Origin of the sequence: Rhodopila sp., assembly GCF_035548235.1 — a bacterium.
GTDB lineage: Bacteria > Pseudomonadota > Alphaproteobacteria > Acetobacterales > Acetobacteraceae > Rhodopila.
Genome location: NZ_DASZTJ010000270.1, coordinates 1 through 19842, shown reverse-complemented (window position 1 = coordinate 19842; position 19842 = coordinate 1). Strand labels below are relative to the sequence as shown.

Genomic DNA, 19842 nt, shown 5'->3' with positions numbered 1-19842 from the left:
ACCATCCACGACTTCCTCTCCACCGGGTGATGGGTCAATTTCGAATATCCGGTTTCGACCCGTGGGGTGCTGCTGGCCGCGGAGCACGCGATCATCAAGGCGGTCAGTCGCCTGGCTGGGATCGCCGTCGGGTTGTGCAGGTTGGTCCGTCGGGGCCAGCTTGGTGGGGGGTTGTCCGCGGGGTCGGAGTCCCGTGGAAATGGAACCGCAAAGCACGCCGAACACGCAAAGTCCGCCGACTGCTTTAGAGGTCCCGGACCATTCGCTGGGTCTCGAGGCGAAGCTTGCCGAAATCGAGTAGCAGGCGCAGGCCCGTGGTTTTCAATCGTGGCTCTCAGGTCATTCAGGCACTGCGCCCGATGGATGTCGTCGGGCACCTTGGTGACCTTCAATGCCACCGGAACGATGGTCTCCACCAGCATGTCCACGGTGTAATCCCCGATCACGACACCCCCGACCACGACATCCTTGTAGCGAACGACCATGCGGTGTTGCTGTGCGACCGTGATCCCTGCTTTGCGCAACGCGTGCACCAAGGCGTTCTGATGGACCTTCTCCAAGAACCCGGTCCCCGGGGTACGCATCACCATCAAGGCGCAGCCGATGATCTGCCTGGACAGGGCATCAAGCCGATCCCGACAGTCCCCCATTTGCGTGTTCGGCGTGCTTTGCGGTTCCATTGTCCCTACCCGCCCACACGATCCCGTCCATTCCGCCAACAGACCACCCGCTTCCCGACCGAAGCCGAAGTTCGAACTAACCCACTACCCTCCACCGGCACCGCAAGTCATAGTCGGCCTGCGCCGGCCACGACGGGGGAGAGGCTGGTGCGACCAGGCCCGTCCACGACGGGGGACCCGCCGCTGCCTAAGCCACCCTCCCCCGCGCCGTCTCCCGCAGATCGAACTTCTGGATCTTCCCCGTCGACGTCTTCGGCAACGCCCCGAACGTCACGTAACGGGGGCACTTGTAGTGCGCGAGGTGCTGGCGGCACCATGCGATGATCTCCGCGTCCGTCACCGCGACGCCCGGCTTCGGCGTCACGAACGCATGCGGGGTCTCCCCCCATTTCTCGTCCGGGCGCGCAACGACCGCGGCTTCCATCACCGCCGGGTGCTTGTACAGGACCTCCTCCACCTCCAGCGACGAAATATTTTCCCCTCCCGAAATGATGATGTCCTTCGCCCGGTCTTTGATCTCCACGTAACCATCCGGATGCATCACCGCCAGGTCGCCGGTGTGGAACCAGCCGCCGGCGAACGCCTCCGTCGTGGCCTCGGGATTTTTCAGGTAGCCCTTCATCACCGTGTTGCCGCGCAGCATCAGCTCGCCCATCGACGCACCATCGGCCGGCAGGCGCCGCATGGTGGCGGGATCGATGACCGCCGCCTCCTCGATCATCGGCGTGTTGACGCCCTGGCGCGCCATGAACGCGGCCTTCTCCTCGATCGGCATGGCGTCCAGGCCGGGCTGCGGCAGGCACACGGTGGACGGGCCATAGGTCTCGGTCAGGCCATAGAGATGCGTCACCGCGAACCCCATCGCCTCCATCTGCGTGATGACGGTCGAAGGCGGCGCCGCGCCGCCGGTGGCGATCTTCACCCGCTGCGGAAACGCTTTTTTCGCATCGGACGGCGCGTGGATCAGCATCGACAGCACGACCGGCGCGCCGCACATATGCGTCACCCCGTGATCGGCGATGGCGGCGAAGATCGGCGCGGGCTCCACCCGCCGCAGGCAGACATGCGTGCCGCAGGCCAGCGTGACCGCCCAGGTATAGGTCCAGCCGTTGCAGTGGAACATCGGCAGGGTCCAGAGATAGACGCTCTCGGGCGACAGTCCGAACGTCAGCGCATTCGCGGTGGCGTTCAGATAGGCGCCGCGATGATGCGCCACCACGCCCTTGGGATTGCCGGTGGTGCCTGACGTATAGTTCAGCGCGATCGCCTGCCATTCGTCATCCGGCAGCCGCACGGGATGCGCCGGGTCGCCGCCCGCCAGGAAGGTTTCGTATTCAACCGAACCGATCAGGGCCCCGCCGCCGGCGTCGTCGATATCCACCACGAACGCGTCCACGCCCGCGATCGCCGCCGTCATCACCGGGGCGAATTCGGTGTCGCTCAGCACCACCTTCGCCTCGGAGTGCCGCAGGATGAAGCCGATGGCGGCGGCGTCCAGGCGGATGTTCAGGCTGCACAGCACCGCGCCCAGCATCGGCACGGCGTAATGCGCCTCCAGCATCTGCGGGGTGTTGGTCGCCATGATCGCCACGGTGTCGCCCTTGCCGACGCCCGAACGGGCCAGCGCCGACGCGAGACGGCGGGCACGCTCCAGGAACCGGGCATAGGTGAAACGGCGCGCCCCATGGATCACCGCGACCCGCTCCGGATAGATGCGCGCCGCTCGGGTCAGGAACGAAACCGGCGACAGCGGCACGAAATTCGCGGCATTGCGGTCCAGGTCCTGCTCGAACATCGACATCGGCGTCCTCTCCCTCGGCTGCGGCCTTCTGGACCGTCGGTCACAGCTATGGCACGACCAGGAAAATTTCGGGAGAGGAAGCGAACATGGCCGAATACCTCAAGGTCACGGTCCAGGATCATATCGCCACCGTGGTGATGGACCGTCCGCCGGTGAACGCGCAGAATACCCAGTTCCGCGAGGAGATCATCCAGGCCTTCGACAGTTTCACCGACCGCGACGACGTGCGCGTGGCGATCCTGACCGGCACCGGCAAGATGTTCTCGGCCGGCGCCGACATGAAGGCCCGCCCCAGCTCCGGCGAGCCCGGCGAATACTGGAACTTCAGCCGCTGGGTGCGGGAGATGTTCAACTCCATCCACGAATGCGCCAAGCCGGTGATCGCCGCGGTGAACGGCCCGGCGCTGGGGGCCGGCTTCGGCCTGGTCGCGGCCTGCGACATCATCCTGGCCTCGGACAACTGCGTCATCGGCATGCCGGAGATCGATATCGGCCTGATGGGCGGCGCGGCGATGCTGCAGCAGTTCTTCGGCCGCAGCCGAGCACGGCGGATGTTCTATACCGGATGGCGGGTACCGGCGGCGGAGCTGTACCGCACCGGCGTCATCGAATGCTGCGTGCCGCTGGAGCAACTGATGCCGGAGGCGATGAAGCTCGCCGCCGAGATCGCGTCCAAGAGCCCGCTGGCGATGCGCTATGCCAAGCAGTCGATGAACGTGACGATGCACATGCCGGCCCGCGACGGCTATCGGTTCGAGCAGGGCATGACGGTCGCGCTGTCGAAGTCCGAGGACGCGCAGGAAGCGAAGGCGGCGTTCTTCGAGAAGCGCAAGCCGGAATGGAAGGGGCGGTGAACGCGATGACCCCTTCCCGCTCCCCGGCCGTCTTTGCCGGCCTTCTCGCTGCGCTGCTCGCCTGGCAGGCGCCGGCGCGGGCCACGGACGTCACCATGGCCGTCCGGACGGACGCCGAGTCCATCGATCCGCATTTCCACGTCTACACGCCGAACTCCGCCGTCGCGCGGCACATCTTCGACGGCCTGACCCAGGTGGACGCGCACGGCCAGATCCAGCCGGCGCTGGCGGAATCCTGGAAGGTGCTGTCCGACGAGGTCTGGGAATTCAAGCTCAGGCCGAACGTCACCTTCCACGACGGCGGCAAGTTCACCGCCGCGGACGTCGTCTTCACCTTCCAGCGCGCGCCGCATGTGCCGAACAGCCCGTCCTCTTATGGGCAGTACACGAAAACCATCGAGAATATCGAGATCGTCGACGACCTGACCATCCGTATCCACACCAAGGGACCGGCGCCGACGCTGCCGGTCGATCTCAGCCAGGTCGCGATCATCTCCAAGGCGGTGGCGTCCAATGCGACGACGGCCGACTTCAACAGCGGCAAGGCGGCGATCGGCACGGGTCCGTATCGCTTCGTCGAATGGGTCGCCGGCGACCACCTGACACTGGCGCGCAACGATCATTACTGGGGCGGTCCGCAACCCTGGGCGCACGTGACCCGCAAGGCGATCCCCAACGACGGATCGCGCACCGCCGCGCTGCTGGCCGGCGACGTCGATATCATCGAGGGCGTTCCCTCCGCCGACCGCGCCCGGCTGGCGAGCAACCCGAACGTGGTGCTGCATGAATGCGACGCCACGCGGATCATCTACATCCACCTGGATTCGGCCCGCGACGTCTCGCCCGGCATCACCGATATCAACGGCAACAAGATGGACCGCAATCCGCTGAAGGACGCCCGGGTGCGCCGCGCCATCAGCGACGCCATCAACCGTGACGCCCTGACCCAGCGCCTGCTGGGCGGCCAGGCGCATCCCGCCGGGCAGTACTCGCCGCCGGGCACGCCCGGCACCAGCCCGAACCTCAAGCCGCCGCCCTATGACCCGGACCTGGCGAAGAAGCTGCTGACCGAGGCCGGATGGGGCAACGGGTTCGGCGTCGTCCTGGCCGGCTCCAACGACCGGTTCCCGCAGGACGCGCAGGTGGCCCAGGCGATCGGCCAGATGCTGGCCCGCGTCGGCATCAAGGTCGAGGTCCAGACGATGCCCGCCGCCGTCCTGTTCTCCCGCGGCACCAAGCTGGAGTTCAGCATGTTCCTCTCCGGCTGGGTCGGGACGGGCGAGGCGTCGTCGCCGCTGACGGCGCTGATGGCGACCTATGACCCGAAGACCGGGATGGGTCCGTCGAACCGGGGCCGCTGGTCGAACCCGGCGTTCGACGCCGCGCTGGGCGAGGCGCTGCGGACGATGGACGACACCGAGCGGAACGCGCTGTATGCCAAGGCGGCCGAGATCGCGGTCGGCGACATGGGCGTGATCCCGGTGTATTTCACCGTCAACACCTGGGCCAGCCGCAAGGGCCTGGCCTATACGGCGCGGGCGGATGAGATCTCATTGGCCACCGACCTGCATCCGGTCCCGTGAGTCCGCACCTCTGTCGTGGCCGGCCTTGCGCCCGCCACGACAGAGGAAGACGAGCTCGCCCTAATTGTCCCGGAAGACGAAGCGGAACGGCATGTCGAACGGCACGGGCTGGGCGTTCCGCAGCGCGGGCAGGAAGTGCCATTTGCGCACCGCGGTGATCGCCGCCTGGTCCAGCGACGCATAGCCGGACGACTCGATCACATCCACGCCGGCCGTGGTGCCATCGGCGCTGACGTGGATCAGCAGCGTGACCGTCCCGTGCTCGCCACGCCGAGCGGCGTCTTCCGGATAGGGGGGCGGGCGGTTGCGGAAGCGGTCATCGGGGGACGCGGGCACGATGTTTCCGCCCATGACCTTCGCGTTGGTGTCGCTGTCGGTACCGCTCAGGTTGAAGACCGGCGCCTCTTGCGGCGTCGGTGGAGCGGGCTTGACGGGCGGCGCGGGCGAGGCCGTCTTGACCGGTGGGCTGGGTGGCGGCTGGGGCTTGGCGGGCTCCGGCTTGGGGGCCTCTGCTTTCGGCGGTTCCGATTGGGACGGCGCCCGCTGCGGTGGTTCCGCTTGGGGCGGTTCCGGTTGGGGCGGCGGAGGCTGGGGGGCCGGCTCCCCGTTTGTCTGCGGCACGGGCGGGGCCGGTGGTGCGGGCTTCTCCGTCTTCTGCGCGACCGGCGGCTGCGGCGGCGGGGGTGTCTCCGTCTTCCGCTCCGCTGATGATGGCGGCGCGTTTGCCGCCTGCCGCGCCGGCGGCGGGGGTTGCGGCGACGGCGCCGTCTTCCGTGGCTTGCGTTCGGGTTGCGGCTTCACCGGCGGCTGAGGCGGTGGAGCGGGCGGGCTGCCCGGACTGGCCTCGGCGCCTTTCCGCTCGACCATCAGCAGTTGGATCGCCCCTTGTTCCGGCGGCGTCTTGACCGGATGCCGGGCGACCACCGTGAACAGCCCCAACGCCAGCGCGTGCAGCAGGAGGGAAACCGCGACGGCCAGGCCGATCCAGCGCGATCGCGACGGGCGGGGACGCGCCGGCCGCCGGGCCGACAGGACAGAGGGACGAAAATGGTTCATCGAACGCCGTCCTCATACCAGACGGCGAGCCGATTGCATTCCATCAACGCGATACATCTGCCACGCGCGCCACGCCCGCTTGACGATCCCCGTGGCCAACCGGATGGTGAATGCGCCTATACTGCGCCGGTTCCGGCCCGAGGGGATGAGGTCAGGGCCAGGGGAAACGCATGACACGGCTCGACGACGACCTTCTCGGCGCCCTTCGGCGCATGAAACTGCTGGCCGACGATGCCGCCGCGACCGGGGAGCCGCTGACCGGCGGCGTGTCGTCCGACATCTGGCGGATCGACCTGCCCTCCGGCCCGATCTGCATCAAGCGGGCGCTGGCGAAGCTGAAAGTGGCCGCCGACTGGCGGGCCCCGGTGGACCGCAACGTCTATGAAGCGCGCTGGATGCAGGTCGCCGGCGAGGCCGCGCCCGGTTCGGCCCCGCGCCTGTTGGGCCAGGACGCGGAGACAGGCTCGCTCGCCATGGAATTCCTGCCGGCGGAACGCTACGCCCTGTGGAAGGCGCAGTTGCGCGACGGCGTCGCCGATCCCGGCTTCGCCGCCCAGGTGGCCGAGAGGCTGGCCGCGATCCATGCCTTCGCCGCCGCCCGGCCTGAGCTGGCCGGCGATTTTCCGACCGACGCGATCTTCCACGACATCCGGCTGGAGCCGTATCTGACGCATACCGGGCGGCAGCACCCGGACCTGGCGCCCAGGCTGGCGGCGCTGCTGAAAACGACGTGGACGACCAAGCGCACGCTGGTGCACGGCGATATCAGCCCGAAGAACATCCTGCGCGGCCCACAGGGCCCGGTATTCCTGGACGCGGAATGTGCGTGGTGGGGCGATCCGGCGTTCGACCTGGCGTTCTGCCTCAATCACCTGCTGCTGAAATGCATCTGGACCCCGCGTGCGCATGATGGCTTCATCGCCTGTTTCCGCGCGCTGGCCGACCGCTACCTGGCAGGCGTGACGTGGGAGCCGGCGGCCGCGTTGGAAACCCGCGCCGCGGCCCTGCTTCCCGGCTTGCTGCTGGCGCGGGTGGATGGCAAATCGCCGGTCGAATACATCACCACCGACCGCGACCGTGCGCCGGTCCGAGCGGTCGGGCGCCGACTGTTGTTGCGTCCACCCGCTCGGCTAGGCGACATCGCCGCCATCTGGCACCAGGAACTCACCGCATGACCGATACCGCCATCGCCTATGTCCATGCCCGCCGCGTCTGGGACAGCCGCGGCCGTCCGACCGTGGAGGCCGATGTCGTGCTGGAGGGCGGTGCCGTGGGCCGGGCGATCGCGCCCGCCGGGGCCTCGACCGGGACGCATGAGGCGATCGACCTGCGTGACGGCGGGGCGGCCTTTGGCGGCTATGACGTCCGCAAGGCGATCGCCAACGTCAACGACGTGATCGCCTTCGCGGTCCACGGGATCGACGCGGCGGACCAGGAAGCGCTGGACGAGCGGCTGATCGAGTTGGACGGGACGCGGACCAAGTCGAAGCTGGGGGCGAACGCGACGCTGCCGGTCTCCATGGCCGCGGCCCATGCGGTGGCCGGCGCTCGGGGCACACCACTGTATGCCTCCCTGGGCGGGCCGGACGCATCGCTGGTCCCCCTGCCCCAGATCCAGATCTTCGGCGGCGGCGCCCATGCCGGGCAGCGGGTCGACATCCAGGACTTCATGATCATGTGCCCGGCCGCCGAGACGTTCGCCCAGGCGCTGGACTGGACCGCCGAGGTGTACCGCACCGCCGGCAAGATGATGGCCGAGTCCGGCAAGCTGGCCGGCGTGGCCGACGAAGGCGGCTGGTGGCCGATGTTCGACACGAACGAGCAGGCGCTGGACGCGCTGACCGCCGCGATCGAACGGGCCGGCTACAAGCCCGCCGAGCAGGTCGGGATCGCACTGGACATCGCCGCCACCCAGTTCGGCAAGGGTGGCCGCTACACGCTGGCGCTGGACGGCAAGGAACTGTCGCGCGAGGAGATGGTCGCGATGCTGACCGGCTGGATCGGCCGCTACCCGATCCTGTCGATCGAGGACCCGCTGGCCGAGGACGACGCCGAGGGCATGCGCGCCTTCACCAAGGCGGTTGGCGGCAAGGTCCAGATCGTCGGCGACGACTACCTGGTCAGCGACGCCGACCTTGTGTCGGAGGCCGCCGAGGCCGGGGCTTGCAACTGCGTGCTGCTGAAGCCGAACCAGCGCGGCACGCTGACCGAGACCCTGGACACGCGCCGCACCGCCGAACGCGTCGGCTACGCGACGATCGTTTCCGCCCGGTCCGGCGAGACGGAGGACACGACGATCGCCCACCTGGCGGTCGGCTGGTCCGCCGGTCAGTTCAAGGTGGGAAGTTTCGCCCGCAGCGAGCGGATGGCGAAATGGAACGAGATGCTGCGGATCGAGGAGGCGCTGGGCGGCCGGGCGAAGTTCGCCGGCGGGGCGGTGCTGGGGCGTACGAAGGCAGGGTAAGGCGCCGGTCGGGACAAACCCATCAAGCAGGGTCGCGGAACGCCAGCCCCAGGCTGGTCAAACGGGTCCGCAGAACGTCGGTACTGTCCCATACGAGGCCGATTTTCGCGATTTCGATACCGGCGTGATCCAATTCCGCCGGGAAGCGGGCGGCATCCTTGGGTGTCGTCATCAGCGTCAACCCGGCGTCCCGCGCCTTGGTTACAAGTGTCACGATGTCCCTGACGCTGTACGGGTAATGATTCGGGAATGCCCTGGTGTCGGCGATCGGGAGGCCCGCGTTCTTCAACGCGTCGAAGAATCGCTGCGGGTTCGCGATACCGGCGAACGCCAGGTACGGTCCCTTGGTCCGCTGGGCTTCATCGATGATCTGCTCCGTCCTCGCCCGCAGCACCGGCAGCCTGCCGTCGAGGACACGCGCCACGTCGTGCGCGTCGGCACCGATGACGACGGCGAGATCGGACTTCCCGACGACGCGCTCGATCGGTTCCCTGAGCGGGCCGAACGGGATGACCTTGCCGTTCCCGAATCCCACGCGTCCGTCGATGATCAGCAGCGATAGCGTGCGGACGATCGAGCGGCTTTGCAGCCCGTCATCCATGATCAGCGCCTTGGCGCCGGCGTGGCAGGCGAACCGCGCCGAGACGCCCCGGTCGCCGCAGCGCCAGGTGGGGGCGATCCTGGCATGGAGCAGCGTCTCGTCGCCGACCGCGGCATAGGAGTCCGTCGGCAGCACGCGCCTGAGCGCGTTGGAATAGGCGCCATAGCCGCGAAGCAGGATGTGCGCGCCGTCGATCCGCTGGGCGAGGTCCTGGACCACCGTCGTCTTCCCGGCGCCCCCCACCGTCGCCCCGCCGCAGCAGATCACCGGCACGGACGCGCGGTATCCTTGCTTGTCCTGCTGTCCAAGACGCCGCTGAAGCCACTGGTAGGCGTCGAAATGCGGGTTGGCGACAACCGCCCCGGAAACCAGATGGTCCTGGTACCAGAAGCGCGGGGTTTTCAACAACGATGCACTCCCACTTACCGATCCGCATGGCCGTCGTGCAGACGAGCCCTTGTCACCCCAACGCCCTGGCCTGGCCCGACCGGTCCCTCTCCCGTCAGGCACCGGATGGCCCGGTCGGGCCGGGCCAGGGCGCGGTACGCAGGCAAGACCGACGCGCCGGTCTTAGTGGATCGCCAGCCGCATCGCCAGCCCGCCGCCTGAAGCCGAGGCTTACGCATTCGGATGACGACGGCCCGGACAGGCGCTAAACGCGCTTCATGGGAAAAAGAAAATACCAAGACGCCGTCCAGTTGGCAGCCCTTCCCTGGCGCATCGGGGCGAAGGGCACGCGCGAGATCCTGCTGCTGACTTCCCGCGAGACCGGGCGCTGGGTCATTCCCAAGGGCTGGCCTATGAAAGGCCGGAAACCTGCCGAAGTCGCTCGGCAAGAGGCCTTTGAAGAAGCGGGCTTGGTCGGCCGGGTGATCGGCAAGCGGCCATTGGGCAATTTCCATTACGAGAAGCGCCTCGCCAAGAAAGCCGTCATCTGCCAAGTGTGGGTCTACCTGTTTCGTGTCGAACGACAACTCGACGACTGGCCGGAAAAGAACCAGAGGCGCACGCAATGGTTCGAAGCGGACGACGCCGCGGACCTTGTCGAGGAAGGTGGCCTCGCCGAGATCATCAAGGCATTCGCCGGTTCCTACGTGCGCTTCACCGCCTTCCGCAAAGGCTGACGGCGCGTCCGGCGCCGACGTCGCGCGCTGTCGGGTGACCGGCCATGGCATGGACAGGACCTTCGCGGGCGGGACGGGGATCCACACGGGCGAGCGGCCGACCGCCATTTGACGAACCGGTCCGCGTGCCGATAACTCCCGCCCCACCACCAGCGGCCACACCACAAACGGAAAGGACTTCGTCCATGGACCTGCAACTCGGGGGCAAGACCGCCCTGGTCACCGGCGCCAGCATGGGCATCGGGCGGGCCATCGCCAAGATGCTGGCGCAGGAAGGCGTTCAGGTCGTCGCCGCCGCGCGGCGGATCGAGCTGATGGAGGCGATGGCCGACGAGGTCGAGGCGGGCCAGCACCCGCGCCCGGTCCTGGTCAAGCAGGACGTCATGGAAGAAGACGCCGCCCAGAAACTTGCCGGCGCCGCGCTGAAAGCCGTCGGCCACATCGACATCCTGGTCAACAATGCCGGCGGCAGCCGCGTCCTGCCGATCGATGCGCCCGAGGAACGCTGGACCGAGGCGATGACGCTGAATTTCACCCGCCCCCGCCAGCTTGCGCACGCGCTGCTGCCCCAGATGATCGAGCATCGCTACGGCCGCATCATCAACATCACCGGCAAGAGCGAGCCGGAGCACCTGAACGCCGCCTTCTCCGCCAAGGCGGGCATCCATGCCTGGGCCAAGGGGCTGTCGCGGGAGGTCGGGCAGTACGGGATCACCGTCAACTCGATCCCGCCCGGCCGCATCATGAGCGAGCAGATCCGCCGCAACTATCCGGAAGACTACCGCAAGCACTTCGCCGAGACCGAGATCCCGGTGAAATACTGGGGCGAGCCGGAAGACCTGGCAGTGATGGCGGTGTGGCTGGCCTCTCCCCTCGCCCGCTATATCACCGGCGCGGTGATCCCCGTCGACGGCGGGCTGCGTCGCTATCAGTTCTGACGCCAGATCGAGCGGCCGGTCTGGACATCGCGGCCGTTCGGTCCAGACTGACGGCGCCGGGGTCCTTGGGTTGGGGACGGCGTCAGGGAAAAGGGGCGGAACGATGCGTCAGATGGTCTTGGTCGGCTTCCTGCAGGCGCAGAACTGCACCACGCTCGCCAGCGCCTGGCGGCATCCGGACGCGCATAGCGACTTCACCACCGCCGCCTATTACCAGCGGATCGGGCAGGTGCTGGAGGCGGGCAAGTTCCAGCTCGCCTTCTTCGACGACCGCCTGGCGATGCCCGACATCTATGGCGGCAACCCGGCCGAGGTCGTCGCCAACGGCGTCCGCGTGGTGAAGATCGACCCGGTCGCGGCGATGATGGCGATGGGGTTCGGCACGCGATACCTGGGCCTCGGCTCCACCGCCTCGACGACCTATTACGAGCCGTTCGACGTCGCGCGGCGCTTCCAGACGGTGGACCACATGCTGGGCGGGCGCGCGGCCTGGAACGTCGTGACATCCGTCAACGACGCCGAGGCGCAGAACATGGGCCGCATCGAGCACATGGAGCATGACGCCCGCTACGACCGCGCCGACGAGTTCATGGAGATCGTCCATTCCTGCTGGGACGGGTGGGAAGACGGCGCCCTGGTCGTGGACAAGAAAAGCGGCCTGTTCGCCGATCCCGGCAAGGTCCACCGGCTGGAATACCAGGGAAAATACCTGAAGTCCTCGGGCACCTTCACGGTGCCGCGCAGTCCGCAGGGGCATCCGGTCGTGATCCAGGCCGGGTCTTCGAACCGCGGCAAGACGTTCTCGGCGCGCTGGGCGGAAACGGTGTTCGTCGCCTACGAAGACCTCGAAGCCGGCAAGCGTCAATACACCGACCTCAAGGCCGAAGTCGCTCGGCTTGGGCGCGATCCGGACCGGCTGAGCGTCAATACGATCGCCTATCCCGTCGTTGCCGAAACGAAGGCGGAAGCGGAAGACAAGATGGCGCTGATCGACTCGCTGTATAAAGAGGTCGACGGACTGTCGCTGCTGTCGGAAGCCCTGAACTACGACTTCAAGAAAAAGAGCCTGGACGAGGCCTTCTCGGCCGAAGAGCTGGAGGGGATGTCCGGCATGCAGGCGATGCGCGACCGCGTGATGCGCATCGCCGGCCGCAACCCGACGGTGCGCGACTTCCTGGAGGTGACGCGCCGCGGCCGCCCGCGGGAGGCCGGGGTCGGCAGCGGCAAGGAAGTCGCCGACCGGCTGGAGCAATGGTTCACCGACGGCGCCTGCGACGGCTTCGTCGTCGCCGGCACCCATATGCCCGGCACGTTCGAGGACTTCGTTCGTTTCGTTACGCCGGAATTGCAGCGGCGGGGTTTGTTCCGGTCCGACTACACCGGGGCAACGCTGCGCGAGAACCTGGGGCTGCCGGTGCCCAAGCGCGGGTCCTGGCGGCTGGCCTGACCGGCGTTCGGTACGCCGGCCCGGGACTTAATGCATGATGACTTCGCTTTCACTCATGCACTTTGCCGGATCGCGCGATTCAGACCTGCGGCGATTCCGCCTCCGGTCATCGCGCTCTTGAACCATCAGCAATCCTCCACCGATCCCAGCACGGGCTTGTCTGCCCGAGCGGACGGGGGGCGCGCGGCGGGGGTGGCGTCGGTGAGGAGGCTGGGGCGCATGCGTCGGGCGGCCGCATCCGCCGTCAGCAAGTTCAGCACGGAGTCCCGCCCGCGCGCGCCGACATCGCGGGCGGTCTCGCGATCCGCGAAGACCTGGCGCATGAATCCCACCGCGGCGTCGTGGTCCGGCTTGCCCCAGGTGGAACCGCGCTGGAACGGCCCATCCGCGATCTGAACGAATTCTTCCGAACAGGGAACGAGGAACGCGCTCTCCTCGTCCATGTATTCGAGGTTCCCGGAATAACCGGACGCGATCACGGGCACCCCGTAATACATGGCCTCGGCCATGCTGTATCCGAATCCCTCGGCGCGGTGCAGGGACACGTAGCAGTCCGCGCCGGCGATCAGGTGCATCAGCTCATGGCGTGGCAGGTCGCGGCCGTCGAAGGTGATATCGAGGCCCGACTGCGCCGCGCGGCGCTGCATCGCCTGCACCCGCCCCGCGTGTTCGTTGCGGTGCAGGCTGCCGACCTTCAGCCACAGGCGCACCGAGGCGGCGGACGGCGTGTCCTTGAACGCGGCGATGAACGCCTCGATGACCGCTTCCGGGTTCTTCCGTTCGATCGAACTGTTGGAATCGAAAACAAACAGGAAGACGAACACGTCGCGCGTCAGGCGGACGGCGCACTCGGCGGTGCAGGCGGGATAGCTTTCGACGTCGAGGATATTCGGCACGACCCGCACGTCGCCGCCGAACAACCGCCGGAACGGTTCCGCGGCGAACTCGGAAATCGCCCAGATCTCATCGTAACGTTCGTAGATCGGCCGCCAGTGGTGGTTCCACTCCTGCTGCTCCCACGCCAAGTGTATGATGTTGCGACGATGCCGGAAGTAGGCGGCCGGCAGCAGGCCGAAGAAATCTTCATCGCTGTGCGGATAGGAGCTGAAGATGTTCACGTCCGCCATATGGTCGTAATGATGGAAGAACGCATCCAGCTTCGTGCCCTGCCGCACATGCCCGGTGCAAAGCGGGATGCGCCGCACCGGCCGCAGCCGCTCCACCGACAGCGCCAGGCCCCGCACCGATTCGCCGACACCGATATCGGCCAGGAAATAGCCGAAGACATTGACCGGGGTCTCACGCTCGTTGCGTGGGAACGGCAAGTCGGCGGAGGACAAGCCGGTGCGGCGCAGCGCCCTGCGATAGGCCGGTATGATCGCGGCCGGCGCCCGTCCCTGCGTGACGTTGCGCAGCACGTCGAACACGTGCCGGCTGGGGGCGCTGGCGGCCTCGTATTGCTCCCGCACCTCGTCCTCCAGCGCGATCTCGATCGTGCTGAAGGCGCGGGCATGCTCCGCCAGCCCCCGCTGGGCCCAGGCGGTCTCGCGCGCCGCCTCGGGCAACAGCGCCAGCGCATGCTCCGCCGCCCGGGAATTGATCGGCAGGCGGCGGTTCACCGGCAGTTCGAGATAGAGCGGGACCAGCAGATGCCGCTCCTGCAGGTGCAGCAGGCTGAGCACCGCGACGTCCGCGAGGTCGTATTCCAGCCCCTCACCGGCGCCGCGGATCAAGGATCCGATCAGGGCCTTGGGTTCGTCGCTCAGCAGTTCCTCGGCCGCGAGCTGGCCGAGATCCTCCCGCCGGCTGAGATAGGAGAAGATCCGCGCCAACACCGCGGCGGCCGAGTGGGTTTCGAATTGCGCGACGGCCCTCTCCGGCACGTCGTGTTCGCTCCCGGAATGATCGCGCAGCCATGTGGCGAAGGCGCGGTGGGATTCCGTGAACGGGTTGGGGAAAGCCTCTCTCAAGTCGTCGCGGCGTTCGTAAATCTGCAGCACCGCGCCGAATGCGTCGAAGAACGACCATTCCACCTCGGTCTCCAGCAGGCTATCGACCAAGTCGCCGCGCCCGAGGCCGCGCAGCCACGACTCGGCGGCGCGGCGGTCCTTGCCCAGGAACCGATAGGACCGGCCATGGGTCCGCATCAGGTCCGCCACCTCTTCGGCGACCTCCACAAGCGCGTCCGAGGTCAGCACCCGGCGGAAGCCCGTCACCAGGTCGTCGATCTGCCATTCGACCCCGCCATGGTAGCAGAACCAGCGCCAGAACGCATGGGAATCGGTCCCGTCGCGTGCGTCGGGCCAGGTCTTCGCGATGTCGGGGCGCCGGTCGTAGATCTCCACCGCGATCAACGGCAGCATCGAACCCGTCGTCGGCAGGGGCGACATCAGGAAGGCGCAGATCTGGTCGGCGCCCGCCATGGTCATGCCGTCATGGGGCGGGATGCTCGCCTCGTATTTCTTCAGCAGGCCGCGGATGAGCGGAGACAGGAGGAACCCGTTCGCAAGGCGGTCAAACCGGTAGGGCAAGGTGCTGCAATCCGCCATCGGGTCGCGCGCCAACTGCTCGCTGTACCAGCTCAGCAGATAGGCCACCGCCGGCAAGGTGTAGACGGAATAGCGATGGTCGTGTTTTGACAGCTTCAGCGGGTCGTTCGGGTCGTAGCCGCTGAAATGGAAGCAGACCAGCGGCCTGCGGTCGACCTCCAGTTGCACCGAACCGTCTTCGTCCATCAGCCGCTGGAACTGCCGGTCGTGCAGGTTCCAGTAGGCGACATTATAGGCGGTGTCGCGCAGGATGAAGATGCGGTCCAGCAGCACCAGCGCCCAGTTCAGGTATTGCTGGTCCGTCTGCCCGCCGGCGGGACCATAGAACGTGCCGGGTGCCAGGTTGACGCTCAGCCAGAACCGCAGGAACGCCTGGTTCGGATCCAGCCGCAGCGCGAAGCAGCCGGCGTTGATCAGGCCTGCGTTGAAGATGTCGGCATTGTTCGGATGCACCCAGAACCGGTCCGGGCGCGGGTACGGCATCAGCATATGCGGTATCAGGACCGCGTCGTGCTCCTTCAGCGCATCCAGCATGCCGGTGAACGGGGCGAACACGGCGATGTCGCAGTCCAGGTAGATCACGGCCGCCGCGAACTGCGAGAGATACAGCAGGAACGCCGGCTTCATCGCATTGGCGAATTCGCCCCCGTCGTATTTGGTGCTCGCCCAGCCGGCGCCCGGGACGTCCATGTCCTCCAGCAGCACGACGGTCCCCAGGGGGAAGATCGAACGGTCCGGCGTCTCTCCGTCGATGATCAGAAGGTAGATCGGTATGTCCGGATGATGGGCTGCGAAGCTGCGCGCGGTGATGCTGGCATGCGGCAGGTAGTTGCGCGTCGCGATCAGCGACAGGCAGCACGGCGCCCGCGGGCCGTCGTGCGGCGCCTCCGGCCGGCGGGGGCTGGGATCGAGCGGCCGGTCCGGCGGCTGCGTCGCCGGCGGCAAGCCATAGCGTTCCAGCAACTGCCGGCGGGGCCCGCTCACGTGCAGTCGCCGGTTGGGAACAATGCCTGATGCGGCCCGTCGGCCGACAGGGCGGTTTCAAGTTCCGGGATAGATCGGACGGCAGGCCATTGAGAAGACGCGAAAAGCGGATGATCTCTTCCGAGTCCGTCAGCCAATCTGCTCACCCTGTGCTCCCAGCCGCTTGGGTTCGAACCGTCGGAAAGCCCCGGTTCGCGCGTTATCTGACAAAAGTCTACAGAGAGATACCGACCTGAACAACGCCGTAAGGACGTCGCTGGATGTCGGGATTGTGGAGTCCGCCGGTAATCCCAGTTGCTCCGCGTCCGGCGGCCCAGCATGATGCGATCCAAACGGCCAAGACCCCAGGGAGCAGACGGATGAGCGACGCGGCCCGCAGCTATGCGCATGGCGGCTCCGAAACGGCGATGATCGGCGATACGATCGGGCAACAATTCGACCGCACCGTGGCCCGCTGGGGCGACCGGGACGGGCTGATCGTCCATCAGCACGCCATACGCTGGAGCTGGGCCGAACTGGGCCGGCGGGTCGACGCGTTCGCCGCGGGGCTTGTGGCGCTGGGCTTGCGGCCCGGCGATCGCGTCGGGATCTGGTCGCCCAACAACGCCGAGTGGATCATCACGCAGTTCGCCACCGCCAAGGCCGGGCTGATCCTGGTCAACATCAACCCCGCCTACCGCCTGGCCGAGGTCGAATACGCGCTCAACAAGGTCGGCTGCGCGGCGCTGGTCACCGCGACGGCGTTCAAGACCTCGGACTATATCGGGATGGTCAACACGCTGGCGCCCGAGCTGGCATCGGCGGCGCCGGGGGCGCTGAAAGCCGCGCGGCTGCCGCACCTGCGCACCGTCATCCAGGTCGGCGGGCACGCACCGGGCACCTTCGCCTTCGAGGCGGTCGCAAACCTTGGCGGCGCGGCGGAGGCCCAGCGCCTGCGCGACCTGGCGCCCGTCCTGCAGTTCGACGATCCGATCAACATCCAGTTCACCTCGGGCACCACCGGGCTGCCGAAGGGCGCCACGCTGACCCACCACAACATCCTGAACAACGGATTGTTCATCGGCGAGATCATGCACTACACCGAGGCCGACAAGGTCTGCATCCCGGTGCCGATGTACCATTGCTTCGGCATGGTGATCGGGGCGCTGGCCTGCGTGACGCACGGGTCAGCCATCGTCTTCCCCGGTGAGGGCTTCGACCCGCTGGCCACGCTGGAAACGGTCGCGGCGTATCGCTGCACCTCGCTTTACGGCGTGCCGACGATGTTCATCGCCGAACTGGACCATCCCGAATTCAAGCGGTTCGACCTGACCAGCCTGCGCACCGGCATGATGGCCGGCGCCCCCTGCCCGATGGAGATCATGCGCCGCTGCATCCGCGACATGCACCTGACGGAGCTGACCATCGGCTACGGCATGACCGAGACCAGCCCGGTCAGCACCATGACCCGCATCGGCGACGCGCTGGAGCTTCAGGTCAGCACCGTCGGGCGCGTCATGCCGCACCTGGAAGTGAAGATCGTCGACGCCGAAGGCCGCGTCGTCCCCGCCGGCGTCACCGGGGAATTCTGCACGCGCGGCTACTCGGTGATGCTGGGCTACTGGGACGACGCGGCGAAGACGGAAGAGGCCATCGACCGCGCCGGCTGGATGCACACCGGCGACCTGGCGACGATGGACGCGGCCGGCTACTGCAAGATCGTCGGCCGCATCAAGGACATGGTCATCCGCGGCGGCGAGAACATCTATCCGCGCGAGATCGAGGAGTTCCTCTACCGCCACCAGGCGATCCAGGACGTCCAGGTCTTCGGCATCCCCGATGCGCGCTATGGCGAGGAACTCTGCGCCTGGATCAAGCTCCGCGCCGGCGCGACGCTGACCGAGGACGAGGTCAAGGCGTTCTGCAAGGACCAGATCGCGCACTACAAGGTCCCCCGCCATATCCGCTTCGTGGAGGAATTCCCGATGACGGTGACGGGGAAGATGCAGAAATACCTGATGCGCGCCGCGATGGCCGAGGAGCTTGGGACGCCGTGATGGAGCCGGTCCCGAGTTGAGCCGACATCCCCGTCCTGGCCCGGCGCCTGACCGGCCACCTGGTGCCTAAAGGGACGGCGATGGCCCGGTCGGGCCGGGCCAGGAGGGGGGTGTGCGGGTTGCGCGGACCTTTCCCGCCCTAGGGCCAGGCGGCCGGGTGGTAGCCCAGCGGCACCGACGGGCGGGCCCAATAGGGCTTCGTCTCCGACAGCTTCAGCACCGGCGCCAGGTGGGTCAGCTTGCCCTGCGGCGTGTCGGAGACCATCGACCAGGACTTGATCTCCTCCGGCGTGAATTCCGCCGGTGCGGCCCGAGCCGCGTCGCCGGGGACCTCGCCCAGGTCGACGATCCATTTGCCCACCTGGGCCAGCGAGATCCGCACCAGCCAGCTTCCGCCCTGCTGCGCGCGGCGGTTCAGCGCCAGCATCGCGCCGGTGGCCATCAGGTAGCCGGTGCAGTAGTCGATCGCGGAGACGGGATAGAACGCCGGACCTGGTTTCTTGCCCGGTACGACCTCGGTCTGGCGCAGCGTCATGCCGCTGACGGTCTGCACCACCGTGTCGAAGCCGCGGCGCGACGCCCAGGGGCCGGCATGGCTGAAGGCGCAGAGCGAGACATACACCAGGCCGGGGCGCAGCTTCGCCAGTTCCTCGGGCGACAGGCCGCGGCTGGCCAGCGTGCCGGGGCGATAGCCCTGGGAGAAGACGTCGGCGTCCTTGATCAGGGTCTTCAGGGTCGCGAGGTCTTCCGCCTTGCGCAGGTCCAGGTGCGCGGACAGCTTGCCGTGGCCGGTATCGGCTTCCTGGTAGCCCAGGTTCGGCAGATGCGGGGCGGTGATCTTCATCACCTCGGCGCCGTGTTCGGCGAGCGTGCGTGCGCAGGTCGGGCCGGCGAGCACGCGGGTGATGTCGACGACGCGGATGCCCGACAGCGGCCGGTCGCCTTGGCGGTCCCCTTGATGGTCCCCTTGGTGGCCCCCCTGGTGGTCCCCTGGGGGCAGCGGTTCGGGGTCGCTGTCGCCGATGCGGATGATCTCCATCAGCGGCAGGGCGGCGATGGCGGCGGATTGCGGGTGCTGCGCCCATTCGGCGGCGCTGCGCACCATGCCGCCGGCGCCCTTGGCCTCCAGGATCGCTTCCTCCAGGTCGAGCGCGTTCCAGGTCAGCACCGCCTTGGCTACGGCTTCGGGCGTTTCCGCGCAGCCCAGCACTTTCAGCGCGGCGGCGCGGTGGTTGGGGAAGTTGGCGTGGACGTAGCTCCAGCGCCCGTCCTTGGTCGGATAGGTGCCCATGATGGAGTTGCGCGCGGCCGACAGTTCGCCGTCGCCGATCTTGAGGTAGTGGCCGGACCGCAGCGAGGCGGCGGCCTGGCGCAGGTCGACGCCGATGGTCTGGCGCCGGCCGGTCCGCGTCTCCCACAGGTCGGAGGCGGCGAGGCCGGTGGCGGCCAGGGTGGCGGCGCCGGCGGTGGCGATGCGGAACGGGGTCGGCAGGACGGGATCGCCCTGGCCCGTGAAGGTGACGGTCGCGGCGTGATCGGCGGTCCAGCCGCCATAAGGCAGAAGGGATTTCAGGGCTTCTACGGGCATGGACGTGTCCTCCTGACGCCAGACGTTTCTATTCATCGCAGCCGGCGTCAACCTTTGCCCCCTGCCCGCCCCCAGGGCGGGTCCCAGGGCGGGCATCCATGGCGGCTTCCAGGGCGGGGGGTGGAGGACGGCGTTGA

Annotated in this window: 14 protein-coding genes; 8 read left to right on the top strand and 6 right to left on the bottom strand. The window is 67.7% G+C overall.

From position 1 onward, the window contains the following. Positions 1 to 680 (bottom strand): GxxExxY protein (locus VHB27_RS21680; RefSeq protein WP_325604496.1); only part of this gene is annotated, 680 nt, incomplete at its 3' end. A gap of 187 nt (positions 681 to 867) precedes the next feature. Further along, positions 868 to 2481, bottom strand: coding sequence for an acyl-CoA synthetase (locus VHB27_RS21675; RefSeq protein ID WP_325604494.1), 1614 nt, complete (start codon positions 2479 to 2481; stop codon positions 868 to 870). 86 nt (positions 2482 to 2567) lie between these two features. Between VHB27_RS21675 and VHB27_RS21670 the strand changes: the two genes are divergently transcribed. After that, a complete protein-coding gene (locus VHB27_RS21670) occupies positions 2568 to 3335 on the top strand; it encodes an enoyl-CoA hydratase/isomerase family protein (RefSeq protein WP_325604492.1) in 768 nt (255 codons plus the stop codon). A gap of 5 nt (positions 3336 to 3340) precedes the next feature. After that, the gene (locus tag VHB27_RS21665) at positions 3341 to 4918 is read left to right on the top strand and encodes an ABC transporter substrate-binding protein (protein ID WP_325604489.1); all 1578 of its coding nucleotides are present in this window, start codon (positions 3341 to 3343) and stop codon (positions 4916 to 4918) included. A gap of 60 nt (positions 4919 to 4978) precedes the next feature. On the opposite strand, the gene VHB27_RS21660 is transcribed toward VHB27_RS21665, so the two are convergent. After that, on the bottom strand, positions 4979 to 5974 hold the full coding sequence (locus tag VHB27_RS21660) for an energy transducer TonB (protein WP_325604487.1): 996 nt from the start codon (positions 5972 to 5974) through the stop codon (positions 4979 to 4981). A gap of 170 nt (positions 5975 to 6144) precedes the next feature. Here VHB27_RS21660 and VHB27_RS21655 point away from each other — a divergent pair, with 170 nt between their 5' ends. Next, positions 6145 to 7149: a phosphotransferase family protein gene (locus VHB27_RS21655; protein ID WP_325604485.1), complete on the top strand. Its 1005-nt coding sequence runs from the start codon at positions 6145 to 6147 to the stop codon at positions 7147 to 7149. Beyond that, entirely contained in the window at positions 7146 to 8438 is a 1293-nt protein-coding gene (eno, locus tag VHB27_RS21650; protein ID WP_325604483.1) for a phosphopyruvate hydratase, read from the top strand. The genes VHB27_RS21655 and eno overlap by 4 nt, the downstream gene beginning before the upstream one ends. Before the next feature lie 22 nt (positions 8439 to 8460). Here eno and lpxK read toward each other — a convergent pair whose 3' ends face one another. After that, positions 8461 to 9447 carry a tetraacyldisaccharide 4'-kinase gene (lpxK, locus tag VHB27_RS21645; RefSeq protein ID WP_325604481.1) on the bottom strand — a complete coding sequence of 329 codons (987 nt, stop codon included), beginning with the start codon at positions 9445 to 9447 and terminating at the stop codon, positions 8461 to 8463. 290 nt (positions 9448 to 9737) lie between these two features. Here lpxK and VHB27_RS21640 point away from each other — a divergent pair, with 290 nt between their 5' ends. The 3 genes from VHB27_RS21640 to VHB27_RS21630 all read left to right on the top strand — a co-directional run bounded on the left by VHB27_RS21640 (position 9738) and on the right by VHB27_RS21630 (position 12548). Continuing rightward, a complete protein-coding gene (locus VHB27_RS21640; RefSeq protein WP_325604480.1) occupies positions 9738 to 10163 on the top strand; it encodes an NUDIX hydrolase in 426 nt (141 codons plus the stop codon). A 185-nt stretch (positions 10164 to 10348) separates the two neighbouring features. Then, positions 10349 to 11101 (top strand): SDR family NAD(P)-dependent oxidoreductase, encoded by a 753-nt coding sequence (locus tag VHB27_RS21635; RefSeq protein ID WP_325604478.1) that lies wholly within the window; start codon positions 10349 to 10351, stop codon positions 11099 to 11101. Positions 11102 to 11204: 103 nt separating this feature from the next. Next, positions 11205 to 12548 carry an LLM class flavin-dependent oxidoreductase gene (locus VHB27_RS21630; RefSeq protein WP_325604476.1) on the top strand — a complete coding sequence of 448 codons (1344 nt, stop codon included), beginning with the start codon at positions 11205 to 11207 and terminating at the stop codon, positions 12546 to 12548. Positions 12549 to 12673: 125 nt separating this feature from the next. On the opposite strand, the gene VHB27_RS21625 is transcribed toward VHB27_RS21630, so the two are convergent. Beyond that, on the bottom strand, positions 12674 to 16081 hold the full coding sequence (locus tag VHB27_RS21625) for a glycosyltransferase family 4 protein (protein ID WP_325604474.1): 3408 nt from the start codon (positions 16079 to 16081) through the stop codon (positions 12674 to 12676). A 359-nt stretch (positions 16082 to 16440) separates the two neighbouring features. On the opposite strand from VHB27_RS21625, the gene VHB27_RS21620 reads away from it, so the two are divergent. Further along, positions 16441 to 18117 carry an AMP-binding protein gene (locus VHB27_RS21620; RefSeq protein ID WP_325604472.1) on the top strand — a complete coding sequence of 559 codons (1677 nt, stop codon included), beginning with the start codon at positions 16441 to 16443 and terminating at the stop codon, positions 18115 to 18117. 139 nt (positions 18118 to 18256) lie between these two features. Here VHB27_RS21620 and VHB27_RS21615 read toward each other — a convergent pair whose 3' ends face one another. Next, positions 18257 to 19705: a CoA transferase gene (locus VHB27_RS21615; protein WP_325604470.1), complete on the bottom strand. Its 1449-nt coding sequence runs from the start codon at positions 19703 to 19705 to the stop codon at positions 18257 to 18259. Between the last annotated feature and the right edge of the window lie 137 nt (positions 19706 to 19842).